General features: G+C 75.0%; 11 protein-coding genes. 5 read left to right on the top strand and 6 right to left on the bottom strand.

Annotation, left to right across the window (positions count from 1 at the left end; genetic code table 11):
• Nucleotides 1-109 precede the first annotated feature (109 nt).
• Nucleotides 110-670, bottom strand: a complete 561-nt coding sequence (locus NXY84_RS19785) for a hypothetical protein (protein ID WP_258724737.1) — start codon at nucleotides 668-670, stop codon at nucleotides 110-112.
• A 133-nt stretch (nucleotides 671-803) separates the two neighbouring features.
• Between NXY84_RS19785 and NXY84_RS19780 the strand changes: the two genes are divergently transcribed.
• The 3 genes from NXY84_RS19780 to NXY84_RS19770 all read left to right on the top strand — a co-directional run bounded on the left by NXY84_RS19780 (nucleotide 804) and on the right by NXY84_RS19770 (nucleotide 3,542).
• Nucleotides 804-1,484, top strand: coding sequence for a response regulator transcription factor (locus tag NXY84_RS19780; protein ID WP_258724736.1), 681 nt, complete (start codon nucleotides 804-806; stop codon nucleotides 1,482-1,484).
• A complete protein-coding gene (locus NXY84_RS19775; RefSeq protein ID WP_258724735.1) occupies nucleotides 1,481-2,746 on the top strand; it encodes a HAMP domain-containing sensor histidine kinase in 1,266 nt (421 codons plus the stop codon). The genes NXY84_RS19780 and NXY84_RS19775 overlap by 4 nt, the downstream gene beginning before the upstream one ends.
• A gap of 238 nt (nucleotides 2,747-2,984) precedes the next feature.
• A complete protein-coding gene (locus NXY84_RS19770; RefSeq protein WP_258724734.1) occupies nucleotides 2,985-3,542 on the top strand; it encodes a hypothetical protein in 558 nt (185 codons plus the stop codon).
• 112 nt (nucleotides 3,543-3,654) lie between these two features.
• On the opposite strand, the gene NXY84_RS19765 is transcribed toward NXY84_RS19770, so the two are convergent.
• The 5 genes from NXY84_RS19765 to NXY84_RS19745 all read right to left on the bottom strand — a co-directional run bounded on the left by NXY84_RS19765 (nucleotide 3,655) and on the right by NXY84_RS19745 (nucleotide 11,074).
• Nucleotides 3,655-4,446: a VOC family protein gene (locus NXY84_RS19765; protein ID WP_258724733.1), complete on the bottom strand. Its 792-nt coding sequence runs from the start codon at nucleotides 4,444-4,446 to the stop codon at nucleotides 3,655-3,657.
• A gap of 484 nt (nucleotides 4,447-4,930) precedes the next feature.
• Entirely contained in the window at nucleotides 4,931-6,250 is a 1,320-nt protein-coding gene (locus NXY84_RS19760; protein ID WP_258727284.1) for a UDP-glucose dehydrogenase family protein, read from the bottom strand.
• A gap of 59 nt (nucleotides 6,251-6,309) precedes the next feature.
• Nucleotides 6,310-7,968, bottom strand: coding sequence for a glycoside hydrolase family 26 protein (locus NXY84_RS19755; RefSeq protein ID WP_258724732.1), 1,659 nt, complete (start codon nucleotides 7,966-7,968; stop codon nucleotides 6,310-6,312).
• Nucleotides 7,961-9,556 (bottom strand): glycosyltransferase family 2 protein, encoded by a 1,596-nt coding sequence (locus tag NXY84_RS19750; RefSeq protein ID WP_258724731.1) that lies wholly within the window; start codon nucleotides 9,554-9,556, stop codon nucleotides 7,961-7,963. Before NXY84_RS19750 ends, NXY84_RS19755 begins: the two co-directional genes overlap by 8 nt.
• Nucleotides 9,557-9,985: 429 nt before the next feature.
• Entirely contained in the window at nucleotides 9,986-11,074 is a 1,089-nt protein-coding gene (locus NXY84_RS19745; protein ID WP_258724730.1) for an alpha/beta hydrolase, read from the bottom strand.
• A 98-nt stretch (nucleotides 11,075-11,172) separates the two neighbouring features.
• Here NXY84_RS19745 and NXY84_RS19740 point away from each other — a divergent pair, with 98 nt between their 5' ends.
• Nucleotides 11,173-12,315 (top strand): GGDEF domain-containing protein, encoded by a 1,143-nt coding sequence (locus tag NXY84_RS19740; RefSeq protein ID WP_258724729.1) that lies wholly within the window; start codon nucleotides 11,173-11,175, stop codon nucleotides 12,313-12,315.
• 160 nt (nucleotides 12,316-12,475) lie between these two features.
• Entirely contained in the window at nucleotides 12,476-15,100 is a 2,625-nt protein-coding gene (gene clpB / locus NXY84_RS19735) for an ATP-dependent chaperone ClpB (RefSeq protein ID WP_258724728.1), read from the top strand.
• Nucleotides 15,101-15,165 lie beyond the last annotated feature (65 nt).

Raw genomic sequence — 15,165 nt, 5'->3', positions numbered from 1 at the left:
TCTCTGGGCGGGCCGGGATCTCCTGGACGCATCAGGACGGTCTGTCAGCGCACGAGGGCGGGCGGTCGGTCAGCACCAGCTGGCCGCCCGCCCGCACGTCCGGGGGAGCTCAGTCGTCGTCGGAGCCGGACGAGTCGTCGTCCCCGTCGCCGTGCAGCTGCGGGGTCCCGTCCGCCGCGCAGGCCGCGCGCACGGACGTGCTGTCGTCGCCGCTGCGGAGCTCGACCTCGACCTCCTCGGGGCCCGCGCGCTTCACCTCGACGGCCCAGCCGTCCGCAGGGGTCGCGTACTGCAGCTCGATGACGGTCCCGCGGCACGCCGCGCCGACGCTCCCGCCGTCGACGTCCCAGGCCCGGGCGACGGGGGCCGGCTCGGTCACCGGCGGAGCGCCCGTCGGCGTCGGGACCGGGGTCGCGGTCGGGGTCGGGGTCGGGGTCGGCGCCACCGTGGCGGGCGGGGAGGGCGCGGTGCTGGGGAGCGCGGCGAGCCGGCGGTCGACCTCCGTCGCGCTGAGGACCGAGCCGCCGCCCGGGCCGCCGACCGCGCTCACCGCCCACCCGGTCACGGACCCGGCCACGAGCACCGCGGCGAGCCACGCGGCGGCGACGCCGAGCCGGCGCCGGGCCGTCGCCCCGGCGGTCCGCGCCGCGGGGGTGCCGCTCGGGTCCATGCCAGCATGCTGCCGCACCGTCGGACGGCGTCAGGACAAGGCGCGGTTAAGGGGACGACAAGGCTCGCCCGCCGGAGGCCGCGCGGGCGGCCGGAGGCTTCCCGGACGCCGGACATGGCCTACCGTCCCTGGTGTGGCTGACGTGCTGATCGTCGAGGACGACGCGACGATCCGGACCGCGCTCGTCCGGGCGCTCGGCGCGCGCGAGCACTCGACGATGACCGCGCCGACCGCGCTCGAGGGGCTGCAGAGCATCGTCAGCCACCGCCCCGACGTCGTGCTGCTCGACCTGGGGCTGCCCGATCTCGACGGTGCGACGCTGCTCCCGATGATCCGCTCGGTGAGCGACGTCCCGGTCATCGTGGTCAGCGCGCGCGACGACGGCCGCGACATCGTGGCGCTGCTCGACGCCGGCGCGGACGACTACCTCGTCAAGCCGTTCGCGGTCGACCAGCTCGACGCGCGCATCCGGGCGGTGCTGCGGCGCGCCGAGCCCGAGCGGCCCCCGGCAGCGGTCACCGTCGGGCGGCTCGTGATCGACGCCCGGGCGCGCACCGCGGTGCTCGACGGGACGCCGCTCGAGCTGAGCCCCAAGGAGTTCGACCTGCTCCTGTACCTCGCGGAGCGCGCCGGCGAGGTCGTGGGCAAGCGCGAGCTGCTCGCGAAGGTGTGGAACCAGCCGTACGGCGGCGCCGACAAGACGGTCGACGTGCACCTGCACTGGCTGCGCAAGAAGCTCGGCGAGACGGCGGAGCACCCCCGGTACGTGCACCGAGTGCGCGGGGTGGGCGTCAAGGTCGCCCCGCCGCCGTGAGGCCGCTCCTCGTCCGGTACGGGCTCGCGATGACGTCGGTCGTGCTCGTCGCGTTCCTCGTCCCGCTCGCCGTCCTCGCGCGCGGGCTCGCGGAGCAGCGGGCGCTCGAGCAGGGGCGGGCCGACGCGCAGCGCGTCGCGGTGTTCGCGGGCGGCGCGACGCAGGACGACGCCCGGCTCGAGGCGGCGGTGCTCGCGAACGACGCCGGCGCGCACCCGACCACGGTGTTCCGGCCCGACGGCACGACGCTCGGCGACCCGCGGCCGCGCACGGCGGCCGTCGACCTCGCGGCGTCCGGGCAGGCGTTCACGGCGCGCGCGGACGGCGGCGTCGACGTGCTGCTCCCGGTCGCGGGCGCGGACGGGACGACGGTCGTGCGGACCCACGTGCCCGACGAGGAGCTCCGGGCCGGCGTCACCGAGGCGTGGCTCGTGCTCGCCGGCGTGGGGCTCGTGCTGCTCGGCGGGACCGCGCTCGCGGGGGACCGGCTCGCCCGGCGCGTCTCGAGCTCCGTGCGCGAGCTCTCGGGGGTCGCCCAGCGGCTCGGCGGCGGGGACCTCGAGGCGCGCGTCGAGCCGTCCGGGCCGCCCGAGGTCGCCGCCGTCGGGCGCGTGCTCAACGGGCTCGGCGCGCGCGTCGCAGGCCTCCTCGCCGCCGAGCGGGAGCTCGTCGCGGACCTCTCGCACCGGCTCCGCACCCCCGTCACCGCGCTGCGGCTCGACGTCGACCTGCTGCCCGACCCGGAGGAGCGCGCGCGCCTGACCGCGCACGTCGACCACCTCGTCGAGGCGGTCGACGACCTGGTCCGCACGGCGCGCGAGCCCGCGGCCTCCCGGGCCGACGCGCGCTGCGACGCTGCGCAGGTCGTGCGGGAGCGCGCCCGGTTCTGGGCGGTGCTCGCGGCGGCGCAGAGCCGGGAGCTGACGGTCGACGTGCCCGACGCGGTGCTCGACGTCGGCGTCGCCGCGACAGACCTCGGCGCCGCGCTCGACGTGCTCGTCGACAACGTCCTGACCCACACACCGGAGCGGACGCCGCTCGCGCTCGCCGTGCTCCCGGGCACGCTCGTGCGGGTCGTCGTCGAGGACGCCGGACCGGGCCTGGGTCCGGGCGACGTCGAGCGCGGGCGCAGCGGCGCCGGGTCGACAGGGCTCGGGCTCGACGTCGCCCGGCGCACCGCGGAGCAGGCGGGCGGCCGGCTCGTCGTCGACCGCGGGTCGCTCGGCGGGGCCCGCGTGACGCTCGAGCTGCCCGCGGCCTGACGGTCGCCGGGTCCGGCGGCCGCGCGGCCGTGACGGGGGCGTCAGGCCCGGGCGCGGGGCCGGCGTGTGCCGCCGGATCGAGACACCCGCCCGACGCGTCCGCCCGAGGGCTGCCGGGCGAGCGTCGGTCGACGGCCTTAACCGCACCTTGTCCTGGGCTTGCCGCCGCGCTCACCGGCACGGCGCGACCGTGGGGTCGACGCGGAGGGACCGCGTCGACAGACCACGGAGGCCCGACATGCGCTGGACCCGACGCTCGACCCTGACCCTCACCGCTGCTGCCGCCCTCGTCGGCGTGGGCGCCGTCGCGTTCGCGCAGGCGTCCGCCCCCGTCGACGGCTCGACGTCCGTGCCGCGCGCCGTCGACGTCTCCCCGTCGCCGACGAGCAGCCCCGACGACCGCGGGGGCGACGGCCGCGACGACGACCGGCGTGGGGAAGACGACGACCCGACGCCCAGCCCGTCCGCGACGCCCACCGTCTCGCCGTCCGCGGTGCCGGGCGCGAGCCCGTCCTCCACGCCGAGCTCCTCCCCGACCCCGACCTCCGGGACCGACGACAGCGACAGGCGCGTCGGCGGGGGGCACGGCTCCGACGACCTGGGCTGGGACGACCACGGCTCCGACGACCGCGGGGACGACTGGGACGACGACTCGCGTGGGCGGGGTTCCGACGACGACCACGACGACGACTCGCGCGGGCGGGGCTCGGACGACGACCACGACGACGACTCGCGCGGTCGGGGCTCGGACGACGAGCACGGCGACGACTCGCGCGGGCGCGGCTCCGACGACTGACCGGCCGCACCGCGCGGGTGTGCTCGGTGGGTGCCCGATCGGTCGGTGCGACCGATCGGCCACCCTCGGGCCGGTGTCCCGTCCCGGAGGGGACCCGCGGCTGCCGGCCAGGTCAGGACGCCGCGGGGATCTCCGCGAGGAGGGCGAACGTCTCGCCGAACCGGCCGTGGAGCACGGCGATGCGTCCGTAGGGCGTGTCCTCCGGTGCGCTCAGCACCGTGCCGCCGAGGCTCGTCGCGAGCGCGGTCGAGGCGTCGCAGTCGAGCACCCCGAAGTACGTGCTCCACGACGGGCGCAGGTCGCCGGTGGGGCTCGGCATGCTCGCGCCGAACTGCCCGATCCCCGCCACCTCCCGGTCGCCGAGCTGGAGGCTCACGTAGTCGAAGCCGGGCCCGCTCATGTCGACGACCTGGTAGTCGAACAGCGACGCGTAGAACGCGCGGGCGGTCGTCGAGTCGGTGCCCATGTGCTCGCTCCACACGACGGCCCCCGGCACCCCGACGACGTCGAACCCGGTGTGCGAGCCGGCCTGCCAGAGCCCGACGACGGCGCCGGTCGGGTCGGCGAGCACGGCCATCGCGCCGAAGCCCATGACCGTCATCGGCGGCATCAGCAGCGTCGCGCCCGCAGCGGTCGCCCGCGCCGCGGCGCCCTCGAGGTCCGAGGCCGCGAGGTACGTCGTCCAGGCCGGCGGCGGGGCCTCCGTGCCCGGCAGGGGCGTCCCGATCCCTGCGGCGGCGTGCCCGTCGAGCGTCGCGGTCGTGTAGTAGCCGGTCTCGGGGGAGCCCTCGTCGAACTCCCAGCCGAGGAGCGGGCCGTAGAACTCCCGTGCGGCGTGCCGGTCCGGCACCATCAGGTCCGCCCAGCCGGGCGTGCCGTCGGGCCAGGGCTCCTCGTGGATCATCGCGTGCTCCTCCGTCGGTCGGTGGGTGCTCGTGGCGCCATCAGACCACCGCGCACCCACGCGCCGAAGAGCCGCCCCGTTGACCAGCACCATCGTGCGCCGCGCCGCGCCGCTCACCCGGCCGCCGCGCGAGTGGTCCCGACCGTCGCGCGCGCCGCCGTCCGGCCCGCCGCGCGCGTCGTGCTCCGAACCGCGGCCGGGGCGGGGGACGCCCCCGGGTACGACGAGGGCGGGCACGACCGACGTGCCCGCCCTCGCCCCGCTGCACGCCCCCCGACGTGCTCGGCTCACCGGCGCGCGACCCCCCTGCTCACGCGCCGGCCACCGGCCTCACCCCTGGTCCTCCTGCAGCACGGGCGGCGGGCCCGGTACGCGGTCGAGAGGCCGCACGACCCCGGGACGCCGTTGTCCCAGGGCCCTGCAGCCGGCCCACAGGGTAGGGCCGGACGTGTCCGGTTGGATGGGCCGGACACGGAACGGGAACTCAGGCGGCGGTGCGCCCGAGACCCCGGAACTCCCAGCCGGCGGCACGCCACTCGGCGGGGTCGAGCTTGCCGCGCGCGTCGATGATGCGCGGGGACGTCGCGACCTTGGCCAGGGCGGCCGGGTCGAGGCTCGTGAACTGCTTCCACTCCGTGAGCATGAGCACCACGTCGGTGCCCTCGACGGCCTCCTCGGCCGACGTCGCGTAGGAGAGGGTCGGGAAGCTCGCCCGCGCCGTGTCGCCCGCCTCGGGGTCGAACACGGTGACCTGCGCGCCGCGCAGGTGCAGCGCCGCGGCCACGTTGAGCGCCGGCGAGTCGCGCACGTCGTCGGTCAGCGGCTTGAACGCCGCACCGAGGACGCAGATGCGCCGGTTGAGCACGGAGCCCCCGAGCGCCTCCATCGTCATGTCGATGACGCGCTCGCGCTGGCCCATGTTGATCTCGTCGACCTGCTGGAGCAGCGCCGCGGCACGGTACGCACCGAGCTCGTTCGAGCGGTGCATGAGCGCACGGATGTCCTTGGGCAGGCAGCCGCCACCGAAGCCGAGACCGGCGTCGAGGAACTGGCGGCCGATGCGGACGTCGTGGCCCAGCGCGTCGGCGAGGACCGTCACGTCGGCGCCCGCGGCCTCGCACACGCCGGCGATCGCGTTGATGAACGAGATCTTGGTCGCGAGGAACGCGTTGGCGGAGACCTTGACGAGCTCGGCGGTCGGGAGGTCCGTCACGACGACGGGCGTGCCCTCGGCGATCGGGCCCGCGTAGACCTGGCGCATGATCGCCTCGGTGCGGGCGTTCGTGCCGCCCAGGACGATGCGGTCGGGGTGCAGCGTGTCGTCGACGGCCTTGCCCTCGCGGAGGAACTCCGGGTTCCACAGGAGGTCGACCTCGATGCCCTCGGGCGTGAGCCCGGCGATCAGCTCGCGCAGGCGGGCCGCGGTGCCGACCGGGACGGTCGACTTGCCGACGATGACGCCGTTCTTCGTGAGGTTCTTCGCGACGGTCGACGTGGCGGCCTCGACGTAGCCGAGGTTCGCCGCGTGGCTCGTCTTCATCTGCGGCGTGCCGACGCAGATGAAGTGCACGTCGCCCCAGCGCGCGGCCTCCTCGAGGTCCGTCGAGAAGGTCAGGCGGCCGGTCGCGAGCTGCTTCTCGAGCAGCTCGGGCAGTCCGGGCTCGAAGAACGGGACCTTGCCCGCGGCGAGCGCGGCGACCTTGTTCGCGTCGGTGTCGACGCCCATGACCTCGAAGCCGAGCTCGGCCATCGAGACGGCGTGCGTCGCGCCGAGGTAGCCGGTGCCGTAGACCGAGATCTTCAGGCCTGCCGGGACGGTGGCGTCGGCCGCGACGGCGGCGACGGTGGTGGCGGTGGACTTGCTCACGGGTTCTCCTCGGGTGCGGTGCTGGCGGTGGCCGACGGGGCCGGTGACGCGCTGGGCGTCGTGACGGGTGCTGCGGGTCGTGCTGCCGCCCGGGCGGCGTCGAGCGGCGCGGAGCCCTCGACGAACCGGGCCAGCGGGTTCGTGATGCCGGCGGTGAACGCCTCGGTCGAGGCGCGGCGCGAGTCGATGCGCCAGTCGTTCGTGACGAGCTCGCCCCGGACCGTCGAGGTCACCGTGAGGTTGAACCACGCGAGGCCGATCACGTCGTCGTTCTCCGGCAGCGTGAGCGCCTCGAACAGCGAGGCGATCCACTGCGGCTTGGTGCCGCCGACCTCGGACGCCCCGATCTCGGCGAGCAGGATCGGCTTGTCCGCGATCGCGCGGAGCTGGTCGAGCGAGCGCCCGAACGTGTAGGCGAACGTCGAGTCGTTGCCCGCGCGGTACGGCGGGCGGTTGTAGCCGGACAGCCCGACCCAGTCGACGTACTCGTCGCCCGGGTACAGGCCCTCGAGCACGCCGGGCGCCTGGAGCGACGCGGGCAGGTTGTTGACGATGTTGGGCGCCCAGACCCACACGACGAGGTCGCCCGCGCCCTCCTGCTCGAAGATGTCGTGCACGTGGCGCCACACGGCCGCGTAGTCCCCGACCCGGTTGCCGTTGATCGGCTCCCCGGTCTGGGTCCGCTCGGACCACGGGTACCAGTCGCCGTTCATCTCGTGGTCGAGCCGGATGCCGAGCGGCAGGCCCAGCGCGGCCACGTCCTGGGCGTACTGGCGCAGGTACGCGTCGTACGCGCCGGGCACGCCCGCCCCGGGGTCACCGAGGATCACGGGCAGCGAGTACGCCGGCTGGTCGAGCTCGTCGTTCGGGGCGTCGCTGGGGTGCGACTCCCACGTGAGCAGCGGCATGAGGCCGCGGTCCCACGCCTTCGTCACGGCGTCGGCGCGGAACGGCTTGTCCCACCCGCTGAACCACCCCACCGTCGTGGGCGTGACGCCGGCCCTCGCCGCGACGTCGTCGAACGTCGCGAAGCTGAACGGCGCCTGCGCGGTGTACAGCCCGAGCTGCCGCCTCGTCGGGTTGACGAGCTCGGCCTTGCTCGGCGCGGTCGGCCGCGTCCTGACCGGCCCCGCCGGACCGGCCGGCTGCGTCGGGTTCCTCGTGTTCGCGGGTCCGGTGCCGGGCTCGCGCGTCGTCCTCGTGGCGCTCGACGAGCTCCCGGCCGACCGCGCGTGTCCTGCCGAGGAACCGTTGGGCGACCCCGTGCCGGCGGCCGCCTTCCTCGCGGCGGCCTCCTGCTGCGCGGCCGCCGACTCCTGCTCGCCCTTGAGGCGAGCAGCCTGCTCCTTGCCGAGCGTCTCGCGCAGGCCCTGGGACTGCGCGCGGCTCTCCGCGAGGTCCTCCCGTGCCGCCGCGAGCTCCCGGGCCAGGCGACGCTCCTCCGCGGAGGGCGTCGCCGCGGCCGCGGCCGCGACCGGCCGGCCGGTGGCCGACACGTCCGGGCTGTTCCACACCGCCAGCGTGACCACGACGAGCGCGGCGACCACGGCGGCGGTCAGGAACCGCCCCCGGGCGGTCAGGCGACCCATCGTGGGAGCCCACCAGGCGCGGCCGAGGGCCGCGGCGGACTCGCTGAGCGAGCGTCGGTCAGACATAGAGGAGCGACTCCAGGGCGAGGATCCCGGCGGCGATGACGTAGGGGATGCCGGCCTTCGGGTTGAGGTGACGACGGCGCGAGCGCTGCGCGGGAGCCGCCGAGGCGGTGCGCACAGGGCGCTCGCGGACGGCCAGCGCGGCGGCACCGGAGTGGGTGTCGACGACGTCGGCCGGCGCGGTGCCGTAGAGCGCGTCGAGCTCACGCATGAGCTCGTCCGACATCGGCTCGATCGGCTCGGTCGTGCCCTGCGGAGCGAGCCGGCGGGGCGTCGGGACCGCGGCCACGGCGGGCGCCGCGGTGCCGGACGTCAGGTTCTCCGCGGAGTCGACCTCGCTCTCGCCACCGGCGTAGGCGCCGGCACGCGTGCCCCACCCGGAGGCGTGCGCCATGCGCAGGAAGCCCAGGAGGCGGATCGGCATGAGGAAGAACGTCGAGACGATGATGAAGACGGGCAGGCGGAAGAAGTCCCCGGGAACCTCCTGCAGGTGGCGGATCTGGCGGATCGCCATCGACAGGACCGACGAGACGACCATGAGGCTCACGACCCAGGCCCAGCCCGCGGTCTGCCCGTACGTCTCGAGGATCGCCTGGTACAGGTTCACGCCGGTGCCGGTCGCGGCGCGGTACAGCCAGCCGCCGAGCGTCCCGACGAGCAGGAACGGCAGGATGATGTCCGCGAGGAAGAACATCGCGAGGACCGGGGCGTGCCCGAGCATCCAGGGAAGCATGCGCAGGGTGTTGTACTGGCTTCCGCGGGCCCAGCGGAGCTGCTGCTTGAAGAGCTTCTTCACCTGCAGCGGGGCGTCCGTGTAGACGAGGCTCGTGTGCTGGTACACCGTGCGGTAGCCGGCCTTGAGCGTGAGGTTCGTGAGCGTCCGGTCGTCGGAGACCTCGAGGAACACGCCCATGAACTTCTGGGTCATGAAGTCGTCCATGACCTTCATCAGGATGTCGCGGCGGAACGCGATCGTGCGGCCCGGGAGGCAGCCGACCTGGCCGAGCACCGACTGCGCGGGCATCGAGTACAGCGAGCGCGAGTTCTCGAGCCAGTCGGCCCAGCGGGTGATCCACGAGCGCTCCGGCTCGAGGATCCGCTGACGGGTGGTCACGCCGCCGACGCGCGGGTCGGCGAACGGCTTGACGAGCTCGCCGAGCGCGCCCGGGGTCCAGATCGTGTCGGAGTCGAGCAGCACGGTGATCTCGTACCGCGACATCTCGGTGCCGATCTTGACGGCGTTGCGCTTGCCCGGGATCGGGGTGTGCACCCAGCGCACGAGCGGGGCGAACTCGTCGCACACGGCCTGCAGGTCCGGGTTGGGCTTGCCGTTGATGACGACGATGACCTCGTCGGGGTTCTGCTCCGTCACGCGGGTCAGCACGTCCCGGAACAGGTCGAGCGGCTCGTCGACGACGGGCACGATGATGCTCGTGCGGGCGTGGTGCTCGGCGGTGAACGGGCGGTAGCGCCGCGAGAGCACCACCTTGGCGACCCAGAGGAGCCACACCAGGGCGGAGAACACCGAGAACAGGTAGATCTCGGCGTGGTCCACCCACATGTGGCGCAGCTGGAGCAGGAAGATGAACATCGAGGTCCTCAGGTGTCGGCGACGTGCGGGCACAGCGGCGCCCGCCCGCGAGGGGCGATCAGCGGTGGACGGCTCAGCCGTCGAGGAGACACGCGAGGGTGTGGGTGGGCGTGCTCGCCCCTGGCACCGACCGGGGGGCTCCCGGACTGCGGCCAGCCCCCTGTGGCTTCGGCACTCGCCGCTCGGTCCCCCGAACGGCTGAAACCAACGGTCACCCGGACGGAGGTGAAAAAGCAAGCCTCCGGAAGTTAATTCTCGTGACGGTGTGACGGAAGCCACTAATGGCTTGCGAAGGTCCTCCGAGAATGTCCGATTAACACGATTCTACGAATGCCCGAATTGCGCGTCCGGAGTCATCGGGACGTGTGTCCGCCTGTCATTGTTGGACGCGCGTCCAGATTTCATCCGGGCGCTCGGGCGCCCTCCGTGCTAGACCGCGCGCACCGGCCCGAGCCGCGCGTCGAGGAACGCGAGGACCTCGGTGAGGTAGCGGCCACGCGCCGGCTCGGGGGACAGCGCGAGGTCGTGCGCGCCGCCCGGCACCGCCACGTACGTGACGTCCGGGCCGAGCCGCGACGCGAGGCCGGCGATGTGCGCGACGTCGAGCACGCTGTCGGTCGTGAGGAGCTGCTCGTGCCAGCGGTCGTGCGGCCCCGTGGCGTCGGACGACAGGACGAGCACCGGGCAGTCGACCGCGAGCCCCCGCGCGACCCGCCGGTGCGCCCGCCGCACCGTGCGCACCCAGCCCGCGCGCGCCGGGAACCCCCGGTGCGGCTTCCAGGTGAGGTCGAACTCCCACTCGCCGCCGCTCGCGGTGTGCAGCGCGGTCCCGTAGTGCTCGCCGATCTTCCCGACGACGAGCCGGGGGGCGGGTCGGCCGACGACGTCGATCACGCGGGTGAGCACCGTCCGCTCGAACCGCGTCCCGCGCAGGTCGAGGTACGGGCTGTTGAGCACGAGCGCGTCCACCGGCCGGCTCGAGCGGCGCGCGTGCGCCCACAGGGACGCGATCAGCCCGCCCGTCGAGTGGCCGAGCACGACGACCTGGTCGTGGTCCTCGCGCAGCACCGCGACCGCCGCGTCGAGCTCCTCCGCGTACGCCGCGAGCTCGGTCACGTAGTTGGGCTCCTGCCACGGCCGCAGCGACCGGCCGTAGCCGCGCAGGTCGAGCGCGTAGAAGTCCTCGCCGTGCGCCGCGAAGGCGTCCCCGACGTGCGCCTGGAAGAAGTAGTCGACGAACCCGTGGAGGTAGAGGACCGCGCGGCTCGACGTGGGCGCCGGGCCGTCGCCGACCGGGTCGACCTCGCGGTGCACGAGCGTCGCGACGGCCTCGCCCTGCGCGTCGGGGCGCAGGTGGATCGTGCGCGCGGTCCAGCCGGCGCCGAGCACGTCGGGGGCGGGCTCGCTGATCGCGACCGGGGGGCGGCCTCCGGCGGGCGTGCTCGACCCGGTGCGCTCGCCGGCACCGGCGGGGGCCGGCGCGTGCGGGTCGTCGGTGGTCTGCGCGTCGTCGGGCATGCGCCGATCGTCGCACGCGGCGCCGCGCGTCCGGTCGCGGGCGGTGACTGCGGCGCGGTGGGCCTCAGCGTTCGGCCGCCGTGGCCGATGGGTCGGGCATGAGCGGGTCCGAGGCCACCGGGACCGCGGCCGGAGGGGACCCGCGCCGTGGCGTCGTCGCGTCGAACCGCGGGCCGGGTGCACCGGGTCCGTCCCGCTCCCCGGAGCCCGGTGTGCTGCGCCTCGCGCGCACCGCCCCCGGGTGGATGCGCCGCGGGGGGCTCGCCGTGCTGGGCGGCCGGGTCCTGCTGCTGGCGGCCGGAGCGATCGTCGTGCTGGCCTCGCCGTTCCTGCACCTGACGCCGGGCATGACCCGGGCGCTCGGGCTCGTCTCCGTGGGCATGCTCGCCGTCGTCGCGGCGGTGCGGCTCGTCCCGTGGGAGCGGCTGCACCCCTCCGCCGCGGTCGTCTTCCCCGTGGCGAACCTCGTCGCGGTGGGCGTGCTCGGGCTCACGAGCGGCCGCAGCCAGATCGCGTACGCCGGCGTGCTGACGCTCTCGTTCGTGTACGCGGGGGTGTTCCTGCCCGTGCGCGTCGGCCTGCTGCTCGTGCCGCTCGCGTGGGGGGCGTACTGCGCGATGGTCCCGCAGGTCGACGCAGTCGTGGTCGTGCGCCTCGCGATCAACGCCGCGGTGTGGGTCGCGGTGATGTACGCGCTCGCGGCGATGACGGCGTACCAGCGCGCGGTCGCCGACCAGCTCGCGACCGCGACCCGGACCGACGCGCTGACGGAGCTCGGCAACCGCCGTGGCCTGGACCAGCGCCTCGCCCGGCTCGCCCCGGAGGACACGGTCGTCGTGTGCGACCTCGACCACTTCAAGGACGTCAACGACCGCGACGGCCACGCCGCGGGCGACGAGGTGCTCGGGCGCTTCGCCGCCGTCGTGCAGGGCGTGCTCGGCCCGGACGACTACGCCGCGCGCTACGGCGGCGAGGAGTTCGTGCTCGTGCTGCACCGGGCGGCGGCCGACGACGCGACCGCGCTGCTCGGCGCGCTGCGCGACCGGTGGCTCGCGACGGGTGCCGACGTGACGTTCTCGGCGGGCATCGCGCGCACCGACGGCAGCCACGCGCCGCAGCAGGTGCTCGCGGCGGCCGACGTCGCGCTCTACGAGGCGAAGGCCGCGGGCCGCGACCGCTTCCGCACCGCGCCGTGCCCGGGGTCGCTGCCGTCGGTGCCGACGCAGCGCACCGGCGACTGAGCCGGCGGACGGCCAGGGGGGTCGCGATCCAGACTTGAGCGGAATAGGCTCAACTCTGGACGGGTTGCACCTCGCAGAACCCCTGCGGGCGGGCAGCGGCCCGGCCGCCCAGACCCGTACGCACCCGCGCAGCACCACAGCACGACCCCGGAGGCACCACGTGGACGCCAAGCTCACGACCAAGTCCCAGGAGGCCCTCGGCGACGCCATCCAGCAGGCGTCCGCCGCCGGCAACCCCCAGCTCGAGCCCGCGCACCTGCTCAGCGCGCTGCTCGCCCAGCAGGGCGGCGTCGCCAACGCGCTGCTGGACGCCGTCGGCGCCGACCGCGGCGCCCTCGGCCGCTCGGTGCGGGCGTCGCTCGTCGGCCTGCCCGCCGCGAGCGGCTCCGCCGTCGCCCAGCCGACCGCCTCCCGCGCGACCGCCGCCGCGATCGACGCCGCGTCGTCGGAGGCCCGCGCGCTCGGCGACGACTACGTCTCGACCGAGCACCTCCTCCTCGGCCTCGCCGCGGGCCAGTCCGGCGTCGCGGACGCGCTGCGCGCCCAGGGGGCGTCCCGCGACGCCCTCGCCGCCGCGCTGCCGTCCGTGCGGGGCACCGGGCGCGTGACCAGCCCCAACCCGGAGGGCACCTTCAAGTCGCTCGAGCAGTACGGCGTCGACCTCACCGCCGCCGCGCGCGACGGCAAGCTCGACCCCGTGATCGGCCGCGACTCGGAGATCCGCCGGGTCGTGCAGGTGCTCTCCCGCCGCACCAAGAACAACCCCGTGCTGATCGGCGAGCCCGGCGTCGGCAAGACCGCCGTCGTCGAGGGCCTCGCGCAGCGCATCGTCGCGGGCGACGTCCCCGAGTCCCTGCGCGGCAAGCGGCTCGTCTCGCTCGACCTCGCGGCGATGGTCGCGGGCGCCAAGTACCGCGGCGAGTTCGAGGAGCGGCTCAAGGCCGTCCTGGAGGAGATCCGGTCCTCCGAGGGCGAGGTCGTGACGTTCATCGACGAGCTGCACACCGTCGTCGGCGCTGGGGCGTCCGAGGGCAGCATGGACGCGGGCAACATGCTCAAGCCCATGCTCGCGCGCGGCGAGCTCCGGCTGGTCGGCGCGACGACGCTCGACGAGTACCGCGAGCGCATCGAGAAGGACCCGGCGCTCGAGCGGCGGTTCCAGCAGGTCTTCGTCGGCGAGCCGTCGGTCGAGGACTCGATCGCGATCCTGCGCGGCCTCAAGGAGCGCTACGAGGCCCACCACAAGGTCACGATCTCCGACGCCGCGCTCGTCGCCGCCGCAACGCTCTCCGACCGCTACATCGCCGGGCGCCAGCTCCCCGACAAGGCCATCGACCTGGTCGACGAGGCCGCGAGCCGCCTGCGCATGGAGCTCGACTCCTCGCCCGTCGAGATCGACGTGCTCCAGCGGGCGGTCGACCGGCTGACGATGGAGGAGCTCACGCTGGCAGGCGCGGACGATCCCGCGTCGGTCGAGCGGCTCGAGAAGATCCGCGCCGACCTCGCCGACCGCCGCGAGGAGCTCGCGTCGCTCACCGCCCGGTGGGAGAAGGAGAAGGCGGGCCACAACCTCGTCGGCGACCTCAAGGCGAAGCTCGACGAGCTGCGCAGCGCCGCCGACAAGGCCCAGCGCGAGGGCGACCTCGCCACGGCCGGCCGCATCCTCTACGGCGAGATCCCGACCGTCGAGAAGGAGATCGCCGCGGCCGAGGAGCGCGAGCAGCAGGGGGCCCTGGACGACGGCACCGCCGGCCCCGCGCCCGCCCCGATGATCGCCGACAAGGTGGGCCCCGACGAGGTCGCCGAGGTGGTCTCCGCGTGGACCGGCATCCCCGCCGGGCGCCTGCTCGAGGGCGAGAGCGCCAAGCTCCTGCGGATGGAGGACGTGATCGGCGAGCGGCTCATCGGGCAGCGCCCGGCGGTCGCGGCGGTCTCCGACGCGGTGCGCCGCGCGAGGGCCGGGATCTCCGACCCCGACCGTCCGACGGGCTCGTTCCTGTTCCTCGGCCCGACCGGTGTCGGCAAGACCGAGCTCGCGAAGGCGCTCGCGGACTTCCTGTTCGACGACGAGCGCGCGATCGTGCGCATCGACATGTCGGAGTACTCGGAGAAGCACGCGGTCGCCCGGCTCGTCGGCGCCCCGCCCGGGTACGTCGGCTACGAGGAGGGCGGCCAGCTCACCGAGGCGGTGCGGCGCCGGCCCTACTCGGTCGTGCTGCTCGACGAGGTCGAGAAGGCGCACCCGGAGGCGTTCGACATCCTGCTCCAGGTGCTCGACGACGGGCGCCTCACCGACGGCCAGGGGCGGACGGTCGACTTCCGCAACGTCATCCTCGTGCTGACGTCGAACCTCGGCTCGCAGTTCCTCGTCGACCCGCTGCTCGACCCCGACGCCAAGCGCGACGCCGTGATGAGCGCGGTGCGGTCGGCGTTCAAGCCGGAGTTCCTCAACCGGCTCGACGACGTCGTGCTGTTCGACCCGCTGACCATCGGCGAGATCGGGCGCATCGTCGAGATCCAGGTCGTCGCCCTGGCCGCGCGCCTCGCCGACCGCCGGCTCACGCTCGACGTGACGCCCGCAGCGCGCGAGTGGCTCGCGATCGAGGGGTTCGACCCCGCCTACGGCGCCCGGCCCCTGCGCCGGCTCGTGCAGAAGGAGATCGGCGACCGGCTCGCGCGGATGCTGCTCGGCGGTGAGGTGCACGACGGCGACACCGTCGTGGTCGACCGCGCGGGCGACGGCGGGCTCGTCCTCTCGGCCGGCCGGGCGGTCACCGTCGGCTGACGGCACGCGGCGGGCGCGGGGGCTCCCCCTCCGCGCCCGCTCCGCCCGCCGCGCCCGCTCCGGCC

Origin of the sequence: Cellulomonas sp. NS3 (assembly GCF_024757985.1) — a bacterium.
Taxonomy (GTDB): Bacteria; Actinomycetota; Actinomycetes; order Actinomycetales; family Cellulomonadaceae; genus Cellulomonas_A.
The sequence above is the reverse complement of the archived record's forward strand: the minus strand, read 5'-3'. Positions and strand labels throughout refer to the sequence as shown.

Excerpts from the sequence above, each read along its gene's own strand:
- NXY84_RS19785 (WP_258724737.1), bottom strand. The coding sequence starts at position 670 with ATGGACCCGAGCGGCACCCCCGCGGCGCGGACCGCCGGGGCGACGGCC.
- NXY84_RS19770 (WP_258724734.1), top strand. The coding sequence starts at position 2,985 with ATGCGCTGGACCCGACGCTCGACCCTGACCCTCACCGCTGCTGCCGCC.
- NXY84_RS19765 (WP_258724733.1), bottom strand. The coding sequence starts at position 4,446 with ATGATCCACGAGGAGCCCTGGCCCGACGGCACGCCCGGCTGGGCGGAC.
- NXY84_RS19755 (WP_258724732.1), bottom strand. The coding sequence starts at position 7,968 with ATGTCTGACCGACGCTCGCTCAGCGAGTCCGCCGCGGCCCTCGGCCGC.
- NXY84_RS19750 (WP_258724731.1), bottom strand. The coding sequence starts at position 9,556 with ATGTTCATCTTCCTGCTCCAGCTGCGCCACATGTGGGTGGACCACGCC.
- NXY84_RS19745 (WP_258724730.1), bottom strand. The coding sequence starts at position 11,074 with ATGCCCGACGACGCGCAGACCACCGACGACCCGCACGCGCCGGCCCCC.
- NXY84_RS19740 (WP_258724729.1), top strand. The coding sequence starts at position 11,173 with ATGAGCGGGTCCGAGGCCACCGGGACCGCGGCCGGAGGGGACCCGCGC.